Genomic DNA, 20,777 nt, shown 5'->3' with positions numbered 1-20,777 from the left:
TTGTTGTTGTTGTTGTTGTTGTTGTTGTTGTTGTTGTTGTTGTTGTTGTTGTTGTTGTTGTTGTTGTTGTTGTTGTTGTTGTTGTTGTTGTTGTTGTTGTTGTTGTTGTTGTTGTTGTTGTTGTTGCTGCTGATTAATAGTATTTTTAACTTTTGCCTCTTCTTTCATTTTAGCTATCAGACCATCAATCCCACATCCATCAGTTAATTTAATTGCAACAATTTTTGGGTGCAGTTGCGTGTCATCATCATACAATTTTGATTTAATAGTTGCCATTGCTTGTAGTGCACTTTGGATTGATGACTGACTAATTTCAGAAGGGATTGGCAATAAAGTTGTGACCTCTTTTGAATCAATTCCGATAACATCAAAACTTAAAGTTCCCACTAATTTATTTTTTTCTGCTGCAATCGCTAAACCAAACAAGTTCCCAATATTTAGACCAGATTTCTTTGTTTCAATATTCGCTCGAATTCTTAATCCAACACCTACTTTTGCTAAACCGCCACAATTCCCATCAGCTTGAATCATATCGATAGTATTAAATTTCACAAAGTCAACCGTAACTGTATAACTTCCTTTTTCGACTGTCGCACTTGCTCCAGCGTATGATACTTTTCCGTTAGAATCTACTTTTTCTATCGTAACATAAACTGACTGGTCTGTCAAGAATTTATCGAGCTTGATTCTATTTGTAGCTAATTCCCTAACAGTAAGTGTATCAAAAACTCCGATTGAGTCAGCTATTACTACAGGACTTTCATACTCAATAGCTGAAATTGGTATATAATCTTTAAAATTTTCCTCAAGTAAAAATTTTGTTTTTTGTCCGTAAGTATTCATAGTAATTATGAATATTAAAAGAAGCGTAAATTGATTTTTCATAATTGGTTGGTTTTGGTTAGTAATATATTCAATATTAGCTTGCAAATAAATACCTAATATTGGGTATTTTTTAAAGTTGGCTGATTCTCAAAAAATTACTGGCAACAATTGGATAAAGACAATTGTCTATATCCACATTATATAAAGCTACTAATATATTTTTTTTAAGTTAAAATTCCTATACGTAGTAGTACGTATTTAAACTCAAAACAATGATTTAGCCTAAATAGTTGTGTAAAATAAGAAGATGTTTTGTGTGTTTTTTACGGGTATCCTCATAGAGGAAAGAATGAATATACAATTTCGTTAGTTTCTATATCGAAATATGGCGTTTTTCCTAATTGATTAGGAGGTAAGTTAGCAACTTTGTGGTAACGTTTTAATTTTGCTTCCATATTAGCAATATCAGCTTTGGTGGCTGGCATATTTTGTGGAGCTGTGAATACACGTTTTAGTCCATCAGCAGCTAAAGAACCTGCTGTAGCATTTCCCACTCCTGCAAAACTCATTTTATCAACCTTAGAAATATTTTGTTTTTCAATTTCTAAGCTATCAACTGTTTGTTCATTTAGAGCAACTAAATCTTTACTTGATTTTTTAGCATGATGCGCTTTTGATCTACAGGTATTACTGCAAAATTTTTGTACACGACGTCTTTTGGGTTCAAATTCTTTAAAACAATACTCACAGTTATAAAATTCTTTTTCCATTTTTTTTATGCGTTAAATAAACGTTTGTTTGACGTATAATTGTGTTTTAAATGTTGATTTTGGTTATAACTGTCACCTTTTTGACCACAATTGAAGTCAGATATAAATAGGGTTAATCCCATTCTTCAAGGTGTTTTGAGTCAATATTAAAAACAGTTTCTAATAAAAACCTTCGTGCTTTTTCATCTGTCATCAGTGGTTCTTTTTCCTCTTTTTCAACTTTCTCAGGAGTTGTTTTTAGCTCTTCATCTACAGATGGCGTTGTTTCTGGTATTTCTATTTTAGTAAAAGGTATCGTTTCAATAGTTGGATTTCCATCTTTTATAGACTCATTTACTTCTACCTTTTTATCTATTTCTGGAAAGCCAAAGTAGCTTCTAAATTTCACTTGATGTTTCTCAAAAATCAATGCCTGAGATTTAAACATGTTTAATAAAGCTGAAGATGTCATTGGAAGGTCAATCATCAGGTTTTTAGACATCCAAGAAATAATCATTCCATGGGCATCAACATGCTCTTTATACTGCTCTAATAGATGATTGAAAGCTGTTTCGCTTAGAATTTCTTTTTGGGTAATTAATAGATCGATAGTGTTATTTAAAAGAGTTTCCTTATTTAATATGTCTAAGCCATTAAATTCTAATGTATTTGACGTGATTTTTCGTTCCGAATTAAAATAAGCAATAATATTGAGCATGTCAGGCTTAATAATATCCTTTATAAAAGAATTTTCTATATACGGATAATAACGCTCAGGGATATAAAAAATATAATCCCTTGTTAGATTATCTCGAATGATTTTAAAAACCTGATTTTTGTCTAGCATCTTATCGAATTAAGTCTGAATAATCGGTTGGTAAATGTGCGTCAATATCACGAAGGTATTTTTCTAAAGCCACCATAGAGGTGTGTCCTGTAATATTCATTAAAACACTTTTGGCTTCAAATGGTGAACTATTTTCAACCAATTTTCTATATAATTTGGTAATAAAAGTGTGTCTGAAACTATACAAACCGTAATCTGTTCCAAGATTAAATTTCGTCTTTACAATCTTCTTAAAGCGTTTTGAAAAATAATCACGTTTATTATCTGTTTGGGTATCCCAAACTTTCCCAATGCCATCTGGTGTGATTAAAGCATTCTCTTTAGGTAATTTTGAGATGTCTGGTAGCACATCTAAAATAATTTCAGGAATGATTTTGGTCTTTAGTGGGCTGTTTTTAGCCTGAAATGATAGTGTTTTGGTTTCTAAATTTAAATCTTTCACTTTTAAACGACATACTTCAATAGGTCTCATGAAATTATATGAGATAAACTGAATATATAATAGGAGAGTAGGGTCCTCTTTTTTTAGATATTCAAAAATAGCCTCTAAGGTTTTAGGATTATATCGTTTATGTCTCTCTGGCTTCGCTTTTAAAACAGGTGTTTTACGAATAACATTTACTGGAATAATTTCATTGTCTTCTAAAACTTGCATCATACTACTTAAATCTACACGACAATTGTTTCTACTTCGCGGTGTATTTTTAATTAAATGATGGTTTAGAAAATCCATGGATATTTTTCGTGTAATCTGATTTGCATGAATAACATTAGGATATTCTTCATTAAGCCATTTAATAAAAACTTTAGAACGGTTTCTATAATCTTGCAAAGTTCTGGGTTTTACCAATTTTTCTTTCATCGTTAGCGCAAAGTCGAAAGCTTCGCGTAAACTCATTTTTGTTTCATCTTTATTTTCTGGCTCAACCGTATTAATTGGTTCAGGTACAATTATAGGTTCAACCTCTTTTACAGTTGAGATAACTTTTAAAGGTTCAGCTTTTGGAACTTCTAAAACTTGAGTTGTTGAAACAGATCTTTTAATAAAAGGATAAGGCGTCACTTTTTCCTTCTCGATAATAGGCGCTGGAACTATTTTTTTTGGAGACATATTTGAACACGCTTTTGGTTTATTAGCCAAAAAGCGATCTAAATTATCTTTGTAAGGATCGTAGCCTTCTTTTAAAAGTCGATGAAGTGATTTTTTGTAATGATTTAGGATGTTTAAACGGTCTGTCTTCGTTCTCAGCTTGTTAGCAATGCCGTAAATGTTCTTTTGTCGCTCTAATTTTCCAGTTTTAGGATTTCGGAATGAGAAATAGACATACCACCTGCGATTTAAGTCGCCATTGGCTAGGTAGATTTTCGGGGGTGAAAAAGTTTTTTTGTGTGACAAATCGTGTTCTAAAAAGCACTTGTTTTCGTGTTCAAAAATAAGAAAATCATTTAATGTTTGCATAAAAAAAACGGTTTAGAGTGAACTAAACCGTTTATTCCTGTACTAATACGTTTGTAGCGAGAACGAGATTTGAACTCGTGACCTCTGGGTTATGAATCCAACGCTCTAACCAACTGAGCTACCTCGCCATACTGTATTTTAGAGTATTTTATAAATATCTCTATGGTTATAAAAAGTAAAGCTATAGCATGTTTTAAATTTTATAAAAACCTACGAACTCTTCTTTTTAACGGCTGCAAATATAAAAACAAATTTATTGAGAGCAAACATAAATTTGCATTAATTATTATTAAAAATTGTTTTAAAACTTATTAATTAATGTATATATTGAGCGCTATAAACATAAATTCTATAATGGACGAAAAAATTAAATTTGAAATGGAGTTTCCCATTCACGCTTCACCTCAATTATTATATCAATATATATCGACACCTTCTGGATTATCGGAATGGTTTGCAGAAAATGTAAATTCTCGTGGAGAGCTATTTAAGTTTATTTGGGATGGCGTAGAAGAACAAGCCAAATTAGTAAGTAAAAAGAGTGGTGAACGCATCAAATTTAAATGGGTTGTGGATGAAGATGCATCGTATTATTTTGAAATTAAAATTCAAGTAGATGAAATTACAAAAGACGTGAGTTTGATTGTTACAGATTTTACCGAAGAAGACGAGATAGAAGAATCTAAAATGCTGTGGGAAAATCAGATTTCAGATTTAAAGCAGGTATTGGGTTCTGCTTAGTATAATTTTACTTTATTAACTTATATTTGTCCCGAATTTATTTCGGGATTTTTTATGGTAAATTTTAATGGAAAAATAATAGATGAAACTCAAGTAATATCTATTAATAATCGAGGATTAAATTATGGAGATGCACTTTTTGAAACTATAAAAGTGACTCATGGGAAACTGCTCTTTTGGGAAGATCATTATTTTAGATTAATGGCTTCTATGCGAATATTAAGAATGGAAATCCCAATGTATTTTACCATGGAATTTTTACAAGAACAAATACTTGAGTTATTGTCGCATAAAGAGCTGTTAAACAAATCGGTAAGAGTTAAAATGTTTGTCAATAGAGTTGAAGGTGGGTTGTATTTGCCAGAGTCAAACAATATTGATTTTTTAATTTCTGCAAGGCCGTTAGAATCTGATTTTTATTTACTAAACGAATCACCATATCAAGTAGATTTGTTTAAAGATTATTACTTGTCTCCAAGTTTATTATCTACCCTAAAAACAAACAATAAAGCCTTGCATGTTGTAGGTAGTATTTATGCCCAAGAAAACAATCTAAATAACTGTTTGGTTTTAAACACGAATAAGCAGGTGGTTGAAGCTTTAAATGGAAATCTGTTTTTAGTGAAAGGACATGTTATAAAAACGCCACCATTAATGGATGGTTGTTTGAAAGGCATCATGAGAAAACAGCTGATAGAAATTATTAAATTAATGCCTGAATATACTTTGGAAGAAAGTTCTATATCGCCTTTTGAACTACAAAAAGCAGATGAATTGTTTATTACAAATGTTATAGTAGGTATTCAACCAATAACAAAATATAGAAAAAAACAATTTGACAATGAAGTTTGTAAAGTGTTACTCCAGAGATTAAATGTAAAAATAAGATTGATTACTTAATTAGAGCTTGGGTTTTCTGGAGCATTAGACCAAATACTATACTCGCCACCTAATTCTACCATTTTTTCTTTCCAAAAAGATTGGTAATCTTTTTCGATGATAGATTTCTTATAAATATTTTCGGTTACAACCCAAGAATTAGTTTTTAATTCTTCATTTAATTGGTTGGAATCCCAACCAGAATAGCCAAGAAAAAAACGAATATTATCTTCACTTATTTCATTATTAGCAATAAGTTCGGCAACTCGATCAAAATCTCCACCCCAATAAATACCTAAAGAGATCTCAATACTATTTGGAATTAATTCTGGAATTTTATGTATAAAATATAAATTATCCTGCTCCACAGGACCACCGTTATATATTTTAAAATTAGCTTTTATTTCTGGTATTAGGTCGTGAATAGTATACTCTAAAGGTTTATTTAAAATAAACCCAATAGAGCCTTCATCTGTATGATCTGCTAACAAAACTATAGATCGATTAAAAGAAACATCTCCAATAATTGAGGGTTCTGCGATTAACAAATCACCTTTTTTTGGTTGTATTGTAATCATGTGGTTGAGGATTAGTAATTAAATGTAGTATTTTTTTTCTTAAAATTCAAATTGTAAGAAACAAAAAAAGCCTTCAAGTAAAGAAGGCTTTTTGGATATTAAAGAAGTTAAAACTAGTTTACAGCGCTAGATAAATCTGATCCTGCTTTAAACTTAACTACATTTTTTGCTTTAATTTTTATAGTTTTTCCAGTTTGTGGGTTTCTTCCTTCTCTTGCAGCTCTTCTAGTAACTGACCAAGATCCAAATCCAACTAAAGAAACTCTATTACCTTTTTGTAAAGCTCCTTCAATTTCAATTAACGCACATTCTAAAGCCTTTTTTGCAGCTGCTTTAGTAATTCCTGCGTGTTCTGCCATCGCATCGATTAAATCTGATTTGTTCATAATTTTAATTTTAATTATTAATAAATTGTTGGTTAAACATTTTTTGTTAAATCCTTTACAAATTTATACGGATTCTTAAACCATGCAAGTAATAGCAAGGGAAATACTCTTTATTGTTAATAACTTAACACATTTGTTAATAAACACAGTGTATTTCATCGGATTTTTTATAATATCAATAAGAATAAGGCTTTAGAGCATTTTTGCAGACTCATGGAATTTATACCCATTTAAAAGTGATTTGACATCCATTTTCCGCTTCCCTGGAAGTTTTATTTCTTTAATGTTTATAAAGCCTCCAGTTACAGCTACTTTAAGTTGTTTTTTAGTTGATATAATCTGTCCAATGGAAAAAGCATGTAATTCTTCTTCAATGATCGATGCGTAAATCTTAACATCTAAAGTGTCTGTATCATTTTTTAAATAAGTCCATGCAGCTGGATATGGACTTAGGCCTCTTATTTTATTATATATGTGGTGTAAAGAGTCATTCCAATCAATCTTACAGTTTTCTCTATGTAGTTTAAAAGCTGTTTTTGTTTCGTCTTCTAAAGGTTGTGCTTTGGTACTTATTTTATTTGTTTCAATGAGTTTAATTGTTTCTAAAACTAATTGACTTCCAGCATGCATCAGTTTATCGTGTAAACTTCCAGCATCTTCTTTAGGATCAATTAAAACGGTTTCTTGTAAAATAATCTCTCCAGTATCTATTTTTTCATCAATAAAAAAGGTAGAAACACCTGTTTTTGTTTCTCCATTAATAATAGCCCAATTTATAGGTGCAGCACCTCGATAGTCTGGCAATAAGGAAGCGTGTAAATTAAATGTTCCGTATTTTGGTAATTGCCAAACAATTTGAGGTAACATTCTAAAAGCAACAACTATTTGTAAATTGGCTTTTAAAGACTTTAGTTCTTCAATAAAGTGCTCGTTTTTTAAATTGGTAGGTTGCATGATGTGTAAACCTTGAGATTTGGCATACTCCTTTACAGCACTTTCGTTTAATTTTCGTCCTCTTCCAGCAGGCTTGTCTGGAGCTGTAATAACTCCAACAATATTGTAATTGGTTTCAACCAAAGTTTTTAAAATGGTAACAGCAAATTCTGGTGTTCCCATAAATACAATTCTTAAATTTTTCATTACTTATTTAATTTATAAGTGTTTCTATCTGTTAAACCTATTAACTGGTGTTCTAAAAGTGTTTTTAGTGTCGCTTGTAATTCTTTTTCAGAACATTTAATGTGTTTAGCTAAGTCTCTTGAACTTAAATCAATTTGAGATAATACTTTTAAAACATCTTCTTTAATTTGATGAATATCTGTTTTAGCCTTTTTTAATTTTTTTGAGATACAAACCGAACAAATACCACATGCTTTTACTTGCTTTTCACCAAAATAAGTAAGCAGTTGTACGTTTTTACAAGTTTTATTGTCTTCAACATAGTTAATTACAGCGTGGACTTGTTTATATTTTAAATCGTTCTGTTGCACAATATAATGCGAAATTCTATTAATTGCTTTATCGTCTTCTCTTGGTTGTAAAAAAGTTATTTCAGAATCTGTAGTCAGCAAATTAAGTGTAATAATATCATCTTTCTCTAAAAGTTTTAACGCTGAAAACAACTTGTCTTCTGTAACAGATGCTTTTTCTGAAACAAGAACAGAATTTATATTAATTTCGTTTTCAAATATTCCACCATAAGTTCTTAAAATGGTCTTCACGATGTTGTTTAGATCATGATGGGTTTCTAAATACGTAAACAATCTGGTGTTGCTTACTATAAATTGTAAACTCGTTCGTTTATTAAATTGTTTTGACAGGCTAATAATGCTTGTTCTATCTAATAACTGAAGCGTATTGTAGGCTAACAGACTATTTAATTGATAGGTTTGGCAGAATTGATAGAAATTATAATCAAATAAAAGGTCTTGACCTTCACCATAAGAAATTTGAAAATAGTTACTAAGTTTCCTGTAAATATATTTAACATCATCAACGGAAGGCAACACTTTTAAAAACTGATTTTTAACCAATAGCACATCGCTTTTATTTTTTAAAATAATAGCAAAAGCTTTGTCTCCATTTCTTCCAGCTCTACCTGCTTCCTGGAAATAACTCTCTATGCTTTCTGGCAAATTTAAATGAATAACCGTTTTAACATCTGGTTTGTCAATCCCCATTCCAAAAGCATTCGTTGCAACCATCACTTGTTTTTGGTTGTTAATCCATTGCATCTGGTTTGCCTCTTTTATTTTACTAGACAACCCACCATGGTAAGAGGTTGCACTAATTCCTTTTTTTTGTAGAAAATCTACTATCTCTATAGTCATTCTTCTACTTCTAACGTAAATAATAGACGCTTGTGGATTTTTCTTTAAAATGGATTCTAATTTATAAAGCTTGTCTTCCTCATCAAAAGTCATGTAGGCAAGATTAGAGCGCTCAAATGATTGTTTAAATATTTTAGGCTGAATAAAATCGAGTTCTTTTACAATATCTTCAACTACTTCGGGAGTTGCGGAAGCGGTTAAAGCAATACAATTAACACCTGGTTGAATTTGTCTTAATAACTGAATGTTTTTGTAAGCAGGTCTAAAATCGTTGCCCCATTGAGAAATACAGTGGGCTTCATCTACAGCTATTAAATTGACGTGCATTTGTTTTATCCGGTCTTGAACCAGTTCTTGTTGCAGACGTTCGGGTGATAAGTAAAGAAATTTGTAATTTCCATAAATACAATTATCTAAAAGTGTATCTAAATCATTATAAGATATTCCACTTGTAATACTTAAGGCTTTAATTCCTTTAAGCTTTAAAGATGTTACTTGATCTTTCATTAAAGCCACTAAGGGAGATACAACTATGCAGATCCCTTCTTTTGCAAGTGCTGGAATTTGAAAACATATAGATTTCCCACCACCTGTTGGTAGTAAGGCAAAAACATCTTCCCCTTCTAAGACGGCCTCAATGATCTCTTCTTGAAATGGTCTAAAGGAGGTGAAGTTCCAATAGCGTTCTAATATGTTTATGGGATGCTGCATTACAGCTTGTTTAAAGTATCTATTAAATAATCGACACGATTTTCTATGGTATCAAAAGGAATGTTTATTAAATTATATTGGTGTTTTTTATAGGTGTTTAGTAATTGTTCATGTATTTGAACAGCTTGGTCAAAGTTTTCATAGCGTTCACTATCACTTGTAAAAATGTCTTGCCAAGGCGCCAAAACAAAAACTTGATCGTATCTGCAAACTTGACAGGCATCTTTAAAGTTTTTGGGATAGGATTCATTGGCATAATCCATGTATGCCAAAACGTCTGGAACACCTCGGTCGATAAAAACAAAAGGCTTTTCAATTTTATTAGCTTCTTGAAATTGGGCCATTCTGCTTTCTAATAATCGCTCACTAAACAATAGTGGGTTGGTTAAGAAAAGCTGTTCAATCCCTTCTTTTCTAGCATCGAGGATTACTTGTCTGGATATTTCTTCAAGACAGATATAATTTCTTTTTATTAGTTCGTTTATTAAAGACGTTTTCCCAGTTCCAGGACCTCCTGTAATAACAATTTTTTTTGAGCTCAAATTGGCAAGATTTTGGTTGTAAAATTCGGAATTTAAATCAGAAATAAAAAATGTAAAGGAAATAGTATCTTTACAACTTGTAATAATGAAGATAAAATGATTGATATAACATTTTAAAATACGGTTTTCATTGTAAATATTTTAAGAAAAAATCTATGAGTGCAGAAAAAAAAACAGAAGCTTTTTATAAAAAATTAAAAGCTCAATTATACGATACTTCTACTTGGCCAAGCGAATATCTTTATAAATTTATTGTAAAGTCCGATGCTAAAAAAATTGCAGAAGTTGAAGTGATTTTTGACAATTTAGGAGCAGTTATTAACACGACAGAATCTAAGAATGGTAAATATACAAGCATTTCTATTAGTGTAAAAATGAATAATCCAGAACATGTTATTGAAAAATATATTGAAGTATCAGAAAAAGTAGAAGGTGTTATTAGTCTTTAGTCTTTTTTTTTGTATTTTGCGGATGCATAATTAACTTCATGCACAAATTATAACTCTACACCTTTTTATTTTGATAGATAACATAGAATACAACACAGAACGTGATCATTTAATTATTCCAGAATATGGCAGACATATGCAGAAAATGATAACGTATGCAAAAACACGTGAAACTAAGGAAGAACGTAATAAAGTGGCTAAAGCCATAATTTCAGTTATGGGAAATATGCAGCCTCATTTACGTGATGTGCCAGATTTTCAACATAAACTTTGGGATCAGCTGTTTATTATGGCAGATTTTGATATTGATGTAGATTCTCCGTACCCAAAGCCTTCTCGTGAAGAATTATATGCCAGACCTGAAACTTTAAAATACCCTCAAAATTTTCCAAAATATAGATTCTACGGAAACAATATTAAAACCATGATTGATGTTGCATGTACATGGGAAGAAGGTGATATGAAAGAAGCTTTGGTTTATACCATTGCAAACCATATGAAAAAATGTTTTCTAAACTGGAATAAAGATACTGTAGAAGATGATGTTATTTTTGGTCATTTACGAGAATTATCTGGTGGAAAATTAGACCTTAAAAACTTTGATGAAGATTTAACAGATGCCACTAGTTTAATGAGAAGCAAGAAAAAATATTCATCAAACGCTAAAAAAACACATCATAAAAAAGGAGGAAGTCATTCAAATAGACCAAGAAAACGTTACTAAGCACTAATGGGAATATTCAAAATTGAAGGAGGCCATCAGTTAAAAGGAAAGATCCAGCCTCAAGGAGCAAAAAATGAAGCACTTCAAATCTTATGTGCTGTATTATTAACACCCGATCTTGTTACCATTAACAATATACCAGATATTGTGGATGTTAATAAACTTATAGAGTTATTAAAAAAACTAGGTGTAAAAGTTAACAAACTTGAAACTGGTACTTACAAGTTTAAAGCAGATGAAATTAATCTTGCCTATTTAGAATCTGAAGCATTTAAAATAGACGGCAAAGGTTTAAGAGGTTCTATCATGATTGTTGGGCCACTTTTAGCTCGTTTTGGAAAAGGGTATATTCCTAAGCCAGGAGGAGATAAGATTGGTAGAAGGCGTTTAGACACCCACTTTGAAGGGTTTATAAATCTAGGCGCTAAGTTTAGATACAATCGCGAAGATCATTTTTATGGTGTTGAAGCCAAAAGATTAAAAGGAGCTTACATGCTTCTAGATGAAGCTTCAGTAACTGGAACTGCTAACATCGTTATGGCTGCTGTTTTAGCAGAAGGAACTACGACAATATATAATGCAGCTTGTGAGCCTTATTTACAACAATTATGCAAAATGCTTAATCGCATGGGAGCAAAAATTAGTGGTATTGGCTCAAACATGTTGATTATAGAAGGAGTTGATAACCTTGGAGGTACTGAACATAGAATGCTTCCGGACATGATTGAGATTGGAAGCTGGATTGGTTTGGCTGCCATGACTAAGAGTGAGCTAACTATTACCAATGTAAGTTGGGACGATTTAGGTCAAATACCTGATGTTTTTAGAAAATTAGGTATTACAGTAGAACGTCAAGGAGATGATATTCATATTCCAGCACATAAAGATGGTTATGAAATTCAAAACTATATTGACGGTTCTATTTTAACTATTTCCGATGCGCCTTGGCCAGGATTTACACCAGATTTATTAAGTATTATTTTAGTTGTTGCAACTCAAGCAAGAGGGAGTGTATTAGTGCATCAAAAAATGTTTGAGAGCCGTTTGTTCTTTGTCGATAAATTAATTGATATGGGCGCAAAAATTATTCTTTGCGATCCTCATAGAGCAACTGTTATTGGTTACGATTTTAAATCGCAATTGAAAGCAACAACCATGACATCGCCAGATATTAGAGCTGGTGTATCTTTATTAATTGCTGCATTGTCTGCTAAAGGAACATCAACAATACACAACATTGAACAAATAGATAGAGGTTATGAAAACATAGACGAACGTCTCAGAGCCATTGGCGCCAAGATCGAACGTATTGCTTAAAAAAAAGCTTCGAGAATTTATCGAAGCTTTTTTTTTAAATTATAAGTTGTTAATCCATGCTATAGAAATACTGTTCACTTGCAATTTTTCCATCTTTAACTTCATAAACACATACCTCTTCCATTTTCTGTCTCCCATGTTCTTTAAAGGTACAATCGAATGCCATTTTTGCAGAAAAGAAGTTTCCTGCAACAACAGGATCGCTTATTTCGCTAGAATGAAACCCTTCAACACTGTCTAACCATTCTTTACTTTTATTCCAAACATTTTGCTTTCCAGTTATAACTTCATCAGGCATACCAGGCATTTCTTTACTTACCACATCATCATGATATAGTTGGTTAATACATTCTAAATTTTTTCCTTCTCTACATAATTCTACCCATTTTTGAGCAACTTCTTTAGTTTTCATGTTTTATAGTTTTAGTATTAATTAGTTCAATCATGGTGTTGTAAGACTCTTTATTTGTAACCCACGAATTAGAATTCTCGAATGAAAGGTCATTTAAATTGATGTTGGGATACATTGTTTTAAACAAGATTAGCGCAGATAGAAAGCTCCCAGTTTTAGAAGGGTGAAACCCGTCTAGACCGTATAAACTCTCTAATCCATTAATATTATTATAAGCTTGCCATATCTCACCAACTGGACTTAACAAAGCATTATTGGTTTTTGCAGCTAGTTTATGGTTTTCTATAACACCATTAAAAGTAGTATAATAATGTTTAGATGGCCATACCATGAAATAAATTAATTGGCTTCCGTTTTTGCTGCATAATGCCTTAATTTTTGACCCAAACTCAATCAACGTGTTTTTACCCTCCATTTGAGATGATGGTCCTTGCTGAATGATAACATAATTAAAATGTTCTTTATTCATTATTTTTTGAATTTTGCCATCATTCCAATGGTCTTCTAGCCCGTAATTGGGATAACACAAAGAGGTTGTTATAACCGTTTCGTTAAAATTTGTAGCTATATCTTTAAGGATTTCAGGAAGATTGTTTGAATAGGTTAGGCTGTTTCCAATAAATAAAACATGATTTGGTTCACTTTGAGAATAGATAGACAATGAAAAAAGAAACAACACTAAATAACGTATCATTGATAAATAATTTGGTTTACTAAATTTACTAAAAAGCACGTATTAGCTTCTTAAAAATTTGTTATGTTTTATCTTAAAGCATTTTTAAAAACTTGTAAGCAACGTTCTCGTGCTTCTTTATGATCTACCATTGGGGTAGGATAGGTGATTTCTTGAAATTCAGGAACCCATTTGGAAATATACTTTAAATCTTTATCGAATTTTTGAATTTGTGTGGTTGGGTTAAAAATCCTAAAATATGGAGCTGCATCGACGCCACAACCAGCAACCCATTGCCAGTTTCCAATATTACTAGCCATTTCGTAATCGTGTAATTTTTTAGCAAAATAAGCTTCTCCCCAACGCCAATCTATTAACAAGTGTTTGCATAAAAAACTACCAACCAACATTCGAACTCGATTGTGCATAAACCCAGTCTGATTTAATTGTCGCATACCTGCATCTACTAAAGGATAACCTGTTTGACCATTGCACCAAAGTTGAAAATCTTTTTTGTTGTTACGCCAAATAATCTGATCGTATTTTGGCTTAAAGCTATTGTATACTGTTTGTGGAAAATGCCATAAGATTTGCATGAAAAACTCTCTCCAAATTAATTCCTGCAAGAACACTTCATTGGTTTCTAAAATGGTTTTTTGGACTATTTTTCGAATGCTTACTGTTCCAAATCGTAAATGTGGTCCTAACCTGGAAGTGCTGTCTTGGTTTGGGAAATTTCTTGTGGATTCGTAGGTTTGTATGAGGTGAGAATGAAATGTATAATCAGATATTTTTTGTTTTGAAGGAATAAAACCTAAATTTTTAAGACTTATATCTGGTGCATTTTTAATCTGAAATAAATTATGTAATTGACTTTCTGAATTATAAGAATTTAAAGTTTTTGTTTTAAACCTAGCTTTCCAGGTTTTCATGTAAGGTGTATACACTAAATAAGGTTTCCCATCATTTTTTACAACCTCGTTTTTTTCAAAAATAACTTGATCTTTAAAAGTTTTAAATAAGATATTTTTACCAGACAAAAAAGTCTCTAATTTGTTATCGCGTTCTTGAGCATAAGGTTCATAATCGTGATTGGTGTAGACAGAGTGGATGTGATATTTAAGAATTAATTTGTTGTAAATATCCAAGGGTTTTCCTTCAAACAAAGCAATATCGCTCTCATGATTTTCTTGTAGTTCTCTTTTTAGATTTTGAAGTGTTCTATAAATAAAAGTAACTCGAGCATCATCTTTTGGAAGTTCGTCTAAAATTTCAGTATCAAAAATAAATATTGGTAAAACGGGATATTCTCCTTTTAAAGAATAATACAAACCAACATTGTCAACAAGACGTAAATCTCTTCGAAACCAAAAAACAGATATTTTTTGTTTCATATTTATTACTACATGCTTTATTTTTAATTAAGTTGAGTGTGGTCTACCTTTTAATCGCTTTTCTACTTTGCGCTTCATAGCTGTAAGACGTTTCATGATGTCCATGATGTTTTCATCTTTTTGAGTTTTATATAACTCGTTTAATTCTAGAATAAGTTCTTTAGCTTCTCTAGAAATTTTTATACGATCGCTTGTAGATAGAGATTTTAAACTTGTTTGTTCAAATTCTAAAGCTTTTTCTATAAGATCCATAAGATTATTGTTTTAAATAATTATTGTAATATATATTTAAATATTTATAAAGAGGCGAAATTATGATTAATAATTAGGTTTAATTTGAAATTATCGAATCTAAAGAAGTTTCTAGATAAATAAATAATGTTTTTTATCACTTAATATTTTTCGCCAAGTTATTGGTTAATTATTTTGTAAACATACAAAATGTCCAATTTTAAATCACTAAAATTAGACAATTTTAACATGTTTATTAGGTATTGTTTTTAAAACAAAAAACCTCGATTCCTCGAAGTTTTTTGTTTAAAATGAATTGGTTTATGGTATATTATTTTTTAATTATTTTATGTACGTAAGATTCTTTATTTGAAGTTAAATGAATAAAATAAAGTCCATTTGAAAAATGACTTAAATCAATTTGATTTTTAGAATTAGAAAGTACCGATTGTTGTTTAACAAGTTTCCCTGTAATATCATATAATTTATACGAAACGTCTTCAATGTTTTTAGTATTAACAGTTATGTAATTACTTGTTGGATTTGGATAAATACTAAAGTTTTCTGCTGAAAAGGATTCGGTATTTAAAGGTTGCGAACCTTCAACAATTACAAAAGATTCATTGATATTAGGATTATAAATTTCATCTACAGCTCCAGAAGGCCAGATAACAACAATTTTAGTTATAGATGTTGCAGTGCCTAATCCAAAATGAGACATTAAAGAATTCATAGTTCCATAGCTTTCACCAGAACGGACTTCTCTAATTTGTTTTCCCCAAACACCATGTAATTCGATTCGTGCCCCAATACCATTTCTATTGCTTGCAACACCTTGTAATGTAATTTCACTCCAATTATTAGAATTTCCATTATTTAGATATAAGATGTCTGGATTGTTACTTGGACTATTATAGCCTGTACCAAAACCAGCAATAACATCAATAAATCCATCGTTGTTTAAATCTCCAACAGCTGCACTCTGGATACTTAGACTGCCAGCTGGAAAAGGTGTTGGCATTACTGAGAAGGTTTTATTTCCGTTATTTTTAAAAAGGACATGTTTGTTACTTGTATATCTAGAGGTTATAAAAAGATCGACAAAAGTATCATTATCAAAATCTTCCATGATGACCTGGATACCACCAGCACCTAGATTACTTAATTGTGTTGCAATTCCTGATGATGCTGTAATGTCTGTAAAAGTGCCATTACCATTATTTTCATAAATTATACTCGACACATCATGGTTTATTAAGACACAATCTAAATCGCCATCGTTATCTATATCTTCAAAATTAGCAGACCAAGATTGCGCATAAGGCACCAGACCTGCAGCAACACCAACGTCTGTAAAGTTACCATTGCCATCGTTTTGAAATAATTGATTAACACGTCTACCATCATATTGATTATAGACCCCTAATCGACACTTAGAAATGTAAAGATCTTGGTCTCCATCGTTATCATAATCGACCCAAATACTTCCATAATTTCCAGAGTTATCTGAAGGAATTGTTGACGTCGCATTTATTAAACCACTATTATTATAGGTAAAGGAACCACTGCCATTATTAGAATATGCAGAAGATACACCAACATCATTACAGCCAAAGAAATCAATAGTTCCATTGTTATCAATATCTGCAAAATTAGCATTCTGTAAGAAAATTTGAGGACTACTTAAGATAGTTTCATCATAATCTGTTCCATTATTTTTTGCTGTAAGAAGTTTTAAATAATTATAAGAACCACCAACAATAATATCGTTATATCCATCTTCATTAACATCTGCAATAACCATTCCCCATTCACTTCCAGAGCCTGTAATACTTCCGTAATTTAGTCTAGTAAAATCTCCGCCAGGAGTAGTGCTTTGATATTCAACTTCTAAATATCTGGCGTTTCTTAAACGAACCAAATCGTCTAATCCGTCTCCATTCATATCTGCAACACCAATAGCACAGCCACTATTAAGCATTGTATTATCTACCCTCGAATTAGCATTGTTAAAAGTAACTTGAGAGATTAATACATATGGCAAAACCATACATAAAGTAAAAAGTAATTTTTTAAGATTCATAGTTAATAGCTTTAAAATATTATTTAAAGATAATCGATTTTTTTTTATAACTGTTTTAGTCTGTTTTAATTCGATAAAATGTGTTTTTTTTCTGTTGCAAAGTAATTAAAGTTGTTGGAAATGAATTGCTTGTGTTATGAAATGAAAAAACAATAATAATTAAAATTCATTTTTTATAAAGTTGTATATTTGGAACTTAAACTTATATAACAATGAAAAAAATCCACTTCCTATTTATTGCTACTTTTTTGATATCAATATCATCAGCATTTTCTCAAAACTTAAAATCTGAAAAAGAAATTAGACGACAAGCAGCAAAGGTAGATACTGTATATACCGTTCAAGAAAGAGCTAATATTGAACAATGGTTTCATGACCGAGTTAATGAAATGAACCTATCTGAAGACAAAAGAAATGAATACGATACAGTTGTATACTCTTCAATTTTTCAAATGAGCCGTTTAAATGATGCTGACAAAAATTATTCTATTGATGAAATTCATACAAGGTTTGATGCTATTGTAGATGATATGAATTTAGAACTTAAAAGCATATTAACTACGGAGCAATATATAAATCATTTAGAAAATTTTAGCCAAATTGTAAGAAGTGTATATCATAAATATGGTTGGGAAGATTAGTTCATTTCGCTGTATTTTGAGGCTTGATATTTAATGTTTTATTAACAGAAAAACAGCCATCAATGCCTATCTTTATTAATTATTTAATACTAACAATAAATTAAACACAAATGAAAAAAATATTACTATTCATTGCAGTTGTTGCTCTATCATTTAACATGAATGCACAAGTAACAACACCACAACCTAGTCCGTTAAGTAAAGTTGAACAGAAAGTTGGATTAACAGATGTTACTATAGAATATTCTCGTCCAGGAGTAAAAGGACGTGTGGTATTTGGAGATTTGGTTCCTTTCGATAAACTTTGGAGAACTGGAGCTAATAAAAATACTGTTATTACTTTTAGTGATAATGTAACTATTATGGACCAATTATTAAAAGCAGGTTCTTATGCGATATTTGTTAAACCAGGTAAAGCTGTTTGGGAAGTTATGTTTTATACTGACACAGATAATGGTGGAACTCCAGATAAATGGGATGATAGCAAAGTAGCAGCGAGAGTGAATGCAGAAGTACATGCTATTCCATTTAATGTTGAAACTTTTACAATTGACATTAACCAAATTACTAATTCAAGTGCTTCAATAGAATTTATCTGGGAAAAAACATTTGCAGCAGTACCTTTTCAAGTGCCTACAGACGACAAAGTCTTAGCTTCCATTAATGACGCTTTAAACGGAACGCCTACAGCCAACGATTATTATGCTTCTGCTGTTTACTATTCTCAAGAAGGAAAAGACATGAAGCAAGCTAAAGCTTGGATCGATAAAGCTATGGGTATGTCTGAAAAACCAGCTTTTTGGCAATTGAGACAACAATCTTTAATCTATGCAAAATCTGGAGATAAAAAAGGAGCTATAGAAATAGCTAAAAAATCATTAGAAGGAGCAAAGGAAGCTGGAAATGATGATTTTATTAAAATGAATATGGACTCTATTGCTGAGTGGGAGAAATAGTAGTTTAAAATATATCATATTTAATAAAAAAGCCTCACAGTTATAATTGTGAGGCTTTTTTATTAAATATAATTGGTTTCATTAAATGTTTGAAAGGCACTTGTTTAAATTCTTGAAATGAAATCCTAAAATGTGGCTATTCGGGTTTAGCGTTTATTTTCTGCAGAATAAAAGCAATAGCAATAACCAGTGCACACCCAAATAAATTTAGCCATAAATACGGCATCCAATCTAACCACCAACCAATAATTACAATAGCCTGAGTAATTAAAGCAGCAACAAATACAGCATTGCCACGAACGTATTTAAAGAAAAAAGCCAAGAGGAAAATACCTAAAACATTTCCATAGAAAATGGATCCTATAATATTCACCAACTGAATTAAGTTATCTGCTAAATAAGCTATACAAGCAATTAATATTGCTAAAATTCCCCAGCCAAATGTAAACCATTTAGTAGCTTTTAAGTAGTGAGTTTCACTCTTACCGGGAACCATACTTCGTTTGTATAAATCTAATGAAGTTGTTGAAGCTAGCGCATTCAGCTCACTTGCAGTACTGGACATGGCAGCACTTAATATAACCGCTAAAAGCAACCCTATTAAACCGCGAGGTAAATTATTTAAAATAAAATGTATAAAGACGTAATCTTTATCATTGGTTTCAACACGAACAATTTTTTTATCAGCAGCTTCCTGGATCAATAATTTGGCTGCTTCTCTATTGGCTCTATCTGCTTCATTAGCTAGAGCAATTTCATCAGCATATTGTAGTTCTCCAGTGGCTACATATTTATTTATATAATTTTGTTTGTTGTTAAAAATAGCAAGTTGTTCGGCTTCCAATTCTTGAAAAGCTTCAGTGTATTCCGAATTCTGCATCACTTGTTCAGTAGCCGGATTGAAATTTATTGGCGATTCATTAAACTGATAAAATACAAAGACCATAACACCAACTAGTAAAATAAAGAACTGCATAGGTACTTTTAATAAGCCATTAAAAATGAGTCCCATTTGCATTTCCTTGACTGATTTTCCAGAGAGATAACGTTGGACCTGACTTTGGTCTGTACCAAAATAGGAGAGTGCTAAAAAAGTGCCTCCTATTAAACCACTCCAAACGGTATATCTATTTTCCATATTAAATGAGAAATCTAGTATGTCCATTTTTCCACTTGCTCCAGCGATATCTAAGGCTTTAGTGAACGTGATGTTTTCAGGTAAATAGCTTATTATTAAAAAGAAAGCTATGAACATTCCTGTGAAAATAACGGCCATTTGATGTTTTTGGGTCATACTAACGGCTTTCGTGCCACCAGAAACGGTATATATAATAACTAAAATTCCAATAGCAATATTTAAATAAGTCAAGTTCCAACCTAACACTGCCGAAAGTATAATGGCAGGAGCGTAAATGGTAATACCAGCAGCTAATCCACGTTGTATAAGAAATAAAATAGCAGTAAGACTTCTGGTTTTTAAATCGAATCGATTTTCTAAAAACTCATAGGCAGTATACACTTTTAATCGATGGTATAAAGGAATAAAGACCATGCAAATAATAACCATGGCAATTGGTACGCCAAAATAAAATTGTACAAAGCCCATACCATCATGAAAAGCCTGACCAGGAGTTGATAAGAACGTTATAGCACTTGCTTGAGTTGCCATAACAGATAAACCAATGGTCCACCATTTAGATTCGTTGCCACCACGCACATAATCCTGTACATTTTTACTTCCTCTAGTTTTCCATGTTCCATAACCTACAATAGTTATAAGTGTTCCAATTAAAACAATCCAGTCTAATGTTTGCATATTTAAAAGGCTTTGGTGATAAAGTAAAAGACTG

The 20,777-nt window shown here is 31.4% G+C and carries 22 protein-coding genes and 1 tRNA gene; 7 read left to right on the top strand and 16 right to left on the bottom strand.

Features of this window, described 5'->3' with window-relative positions; translation table 11 throughout:
• From ACI5KZ_RS13695 to ACI5KZ_RS13675, 5 genes are all read right to left on the bottom strand, one after another.
• Window positions 1–885 (bottom strand): hypothetical protein (locus ACI5KZ_RS13695; RefSeq protein WP_406847937.1); only part of this gene is annotated, 885 nt, incomplete at its 3' end.
• Window positions 886–1,160: 275 nt separating this feature from the next.
• Window positions 1,161–1,595, bottom strand: a complete 435-nt coding sequence (locus tag ACI5KZ_RS13690; RefSeq protein WP_406847936.1) for a hypothetical protein — start codon at window positions 1,593–1,595, stop codon at window positions 1,161–1,163.
• Between the two features lie 112 nt (window positions 1,596–1,707).
• Window positions 1,708–2,421, bottom strand: a complete 714-nt coding sequence (locus ACI5KZ_RS13685) for a hypothetical protein (RefSeq protein WP_406847935.1) — start codon at window positions 2,419–2,421, stop codon at window positions 1,708–1,710.
• Window position 2,422: 1 nt separating this feature from the next.
• Window positions 2,423–3,880, bottom strand: coding sequence for a site-specific integrase (locus ACI5KZ_RS13680; RefSeq protein ID WP_109307979.1), 1,458 nt, complete (start codon window positions 3,878–3,880; stop codon window positions 2,423–2,425).
• Between the two features lie 54 nt (window positions 3,881–3,934).
• Window positions 3,935–4,008, bottom strand: a tRNA-Met gene (locus tag ACI5KZ_RS13675).
• A 226-nt stretch (window positions 4,009–4,234) separates the two neighbouring features.
• On the opposite strand from ACI5KZ_RS13675, the gene ACI5KZ_RS13670 reads away from it, so the two are divergent.
• Both ACI5KZ_RS13670 and ACI5KZ_RS13665 read left to right on the top strand, forming a co-directional pair.
• On the top strand, window positions 4,235–4,621 hold the full coding sequence (locus ACI5KZ_RS13670; protein WP_109307980.1) for an START-like domain-containing protein: 387 nt from the start codon (window positions 4,235–4,237) through the stop codon (window positions 4,619–4,621).
• A gap of 54 nt (window positions 4,622–4,675) precedes the next feature.
• On the top strand, window positions 4,676–5,521 hold the full coding sequence (locus ACI5KZ_RS13665) for an aminotransferase class IV (RefSeq protein WP_406847934.1): 846 nt from the start codon (window positions 4,676–4,678) through the stop codon (window positions 5,519–5,521).
• On the opposite strand, the gene ACI5KZ_RS13660 is transcribed toward ACI5KZ_RS13665, so the two are convergent.
• The 5 genes from ACI5KZ_RS13660 to ACI5KZ_RS13640 all read right to left on the bottom strand — a co-directional run bounded on the left by ACI5KZ_RS13660 (window position 5,518) and on the right by ACI5KZ_RS13640 (window position 10,047).
• Window positions 5,518–6,078, bottom strand: coding sequence for a YqgE/AlgH family protein (locus ACI5KZ_RS13660; RefSeq protein ID WP_406847933.1), 561 nt, complete (start codon window positions 6,076–6,078; stop codon window positions 5,518–5,520). The two genes, ACI5KZ_RS13665 and ACI5KZ_RS13660, sit on opposite strands and share 4 nt — an antisense overlap.
• Window positions 6,079–6,191: 113 nt before the next feature.
• Window positions 6,192–6,464 (bottom strand): HU family DNA-binding protein, encoded by a 273-nt coding sequence (locus ACI5KZ_RS13655; protein WP_109307983.1) that lies wholly within the window; start codon window positions 6,462–6,464, stop codon window positions 6,192–6,194.
• A 192-nt stretch (window positions 6,465–6,656) separates the two neighbouring features.
• Complete coding sequence (fmt, locus tag ACI5KZ_RS13650) at window positions 6,657–7,604, bottom strand: methionyl-tRNA formyltransferase (RefSeq protein WP_406847932.1); 948 nt, start codon at window positions 7,602–7,604, stop codon at window positions 6,657–6,659.
• Window positions 7,604–9,505 (bottom strand): ATP-dependent DNA helicase RecQ, encoded by a 1,902-nt coding sequence (locus tag ACI5KZ_RS13645; protein ID WP_406847931.1) that lies wholly within the window; start codon window positions 9,503–9,505, stop codon window positions 7,604–7,606. The genes fmt and ACI5KZ_RS13645 overlap by 1 nt, the downstream gene beginning before the upstream one ends.
• A complete protein-coding gene (locus tag ACI5KZ_RS13640) occupies window positions 9,505–10,047 on the bottom strand; it encodes an AAA family ATPase (protein WP_109307986.1) in 543 nt (180 codons plus the stop codon). Before ACI5KZ_RS13640 ends, ACI5KZ_RS13645 begins: the two co-directional genes overlap by 1 nt.
• Window positions 10,048–10,202: 155 nt before the next feature.
• Here ACI5KZ_RS13640 and ACI5KZ_RS13635 point away from each other — a divergent pair, with 155 nt between their 5' ends.
• From ACI5KZ_RS13635 to murA, 3 genes are all read left to right on the top strand, one after another.
• On the top strand, window positions 10,203–10,496 hold the full coding sequence (locus ACI5KZ_RS13635; protein ID WP_109307987.1) for a DUF493 family protein: 294 nt from the start codon (window positions 10,203–10,205) through the stop codon (window positions 10,494–10,496).
• Between the two features lie 70 nt (window positions 10,497–10,566).
• Window positions 10,567–11,220, top strand: a complete 654-nt coding sequence (locus ACI5KZ_RS13630; protein WP_406847930.1) for a DUF4290 domain-containing protein — start codon at window positions 10,567–10,569, stop codon at window positions 11,218–11,220.
• A gap of 6 nt (window positions 11,221–11,226) precedes the next feature.
• Complete coding sequence (gene murA, locus ACI5KZ_RS13625; RefSeq protein ID WP_406847929.1) at window positions 11,227–12,537, top strand: UDP-N-acetylglucosamine 1-carboxyvinyltransferase; 1,311 nt, start codon at window positions 11,227–11,229, stop codon at window positions 12,535–12,537.
• 49 nt (window positions 12,538–12,586) lie between these two features.
• On the opposite strand, the gene ACI5KZ_RS13620 is transcribed toward murA, so the two are convergent.
• The 5 genes from ACI5KZ_RS13620 to ACI5KZ_RS13600 all read right to left on the bottom strand — a co-directional run bounded on the left by ACI5KZ_RS13620 (window position 12,587) and on the right by ACI5KZ_RS13600 (window position 17,330).
• Window positions 12,587–12,949 (bottom strand): SnoaL-like domain-containing protein, encoded by a 363-nt coding sequence (locus ACI5KZ_RS13620; protein ID WP_406847928.1) that lies wholly within the window; start codon window positions 12,947–12,949, stop codon window positions 12,587–12,589.
• Window positions 12,939–13,643 carry an SGNH/GDSL hydrolase family protein gene (locus ACI5KZ_RS13615; protein ID WP_406847927.1) on the bottom strand — a complete coding sequence of 235 codons (705 nt, stop codon included), beginning with the start codon at window positions 13,641–13,643 and terminating at the stop codon, window positions 12,939–12,941. The genes ACI5KZ_RS13620 and ACI5KZ_RS13615 overlap by 11 nt, the downstream gene beginning before the upstream one ends.
• A gap of 68 nt (window positions 13,644–13,711) precedes the next feature.
• Window positions 13,712–15,016, bottom strand: a complete 1,305-nt coding sequence (locus ACI5KZ_RS13610; RefSeq protein ID WP_406847926.1) for a cryptochrome/photolyase family protein — start codon at window positions 15,014–15,016, stop codon at window positions 13,712–13,714.
• 27 nt (window positions 15,017–15,043) lie between these two features.
• The gene (locus tag ACI5KZ_RS13605) at window positions 15,044–15,268 is read right to left on the bottom strand and encodes a hypothetical protein (RefSeq protein ID WP_109307992.1); all 225 of its coding nucleotides are present in this window, start codon (window positions 15,266–15,268) and stop codon (window positions 15,044–15,046) included.
• A 310-nt stretch (window positions 15,269–15,578) separates the two neighbouring features.
• Window positions 15,579–17,330 carry an FG-GAP-like repeat-containing protein gene (locus ACI5KZ_RS13600; RefSeq protein ID WP_109307993.1) on the bottom strand — a complete coding sequence of 584 codons (1,752 nt, stop codon included), beginning with the start codon at window positions 17,328–17,330 and terminating at the stop codon, window positions 15,579–15,581.
• Window positions 17,331–17,542: 212 nt separating this feature from the next.
• On the opposite strand from ACI5KZ_RS13600, the gene ACI5KZ_RS13595 reads away from it, so the two are divergent.
• On the top strand, window positions 17,543–17,971 hold the full coding sequence (locus ACI5KZ_RS13595; RefSeq protein ID WP_109307994.1) for a hypothetical protein: 429 nt from the start codon (window positions 17,543–17,545) through the stop codon (window positions 17,969–17,971).
• A 110-nt stretch (window positions 17,972–18,081) separates the two neighbouring features.
• A complete protein-coding gene (locus ACI5KZ_RS13590) occupies window positions 18,082–18,927 on the top strand; it encodes a DUF2911 domain-containing protein (protein WP_406847925.1) in 846 nt (281 codons plus the stop codon).
• A gap of 136 nt (window positions 18,928–19,063) precedes the next feature.
• Here the strand turns inward: ACI5KZ_RS13590 and ACI5KZ_RS13585 are convergent, their stop codons facing one another.
• Window positions 19,064–20,743 carry a sodium:solute symporter gene (locus tag ACI5KZ_RS13585; RefSeq protein ID WP_406847924.1) on the bottom strand — a complete coding sequence of 560 codons (1,680 nt, stop codon included), beginning with the start codon at window positions 20,741–20,743 and terminating at the stop codon, window positions 19,064–19,066.
• Between the last annotated feature and the right edge of the window lie 34 nt (window positions 20,744–20,777).

The sequence above is a fragment of the Xanthomarina sp. GH4-25 genome, assembly GCF_045363175.1.
Classification (GTDB): domain Bacteria; phylum Bacteroidota; class Bacteroidia; order Flavobacteriales; family Flavobacteriaceae; genus Xanthomarina.
Note: the sequence above shows the minus strand (reverse complement) of the source record. Positions and strands in the feature narration are given on the sequence as shown.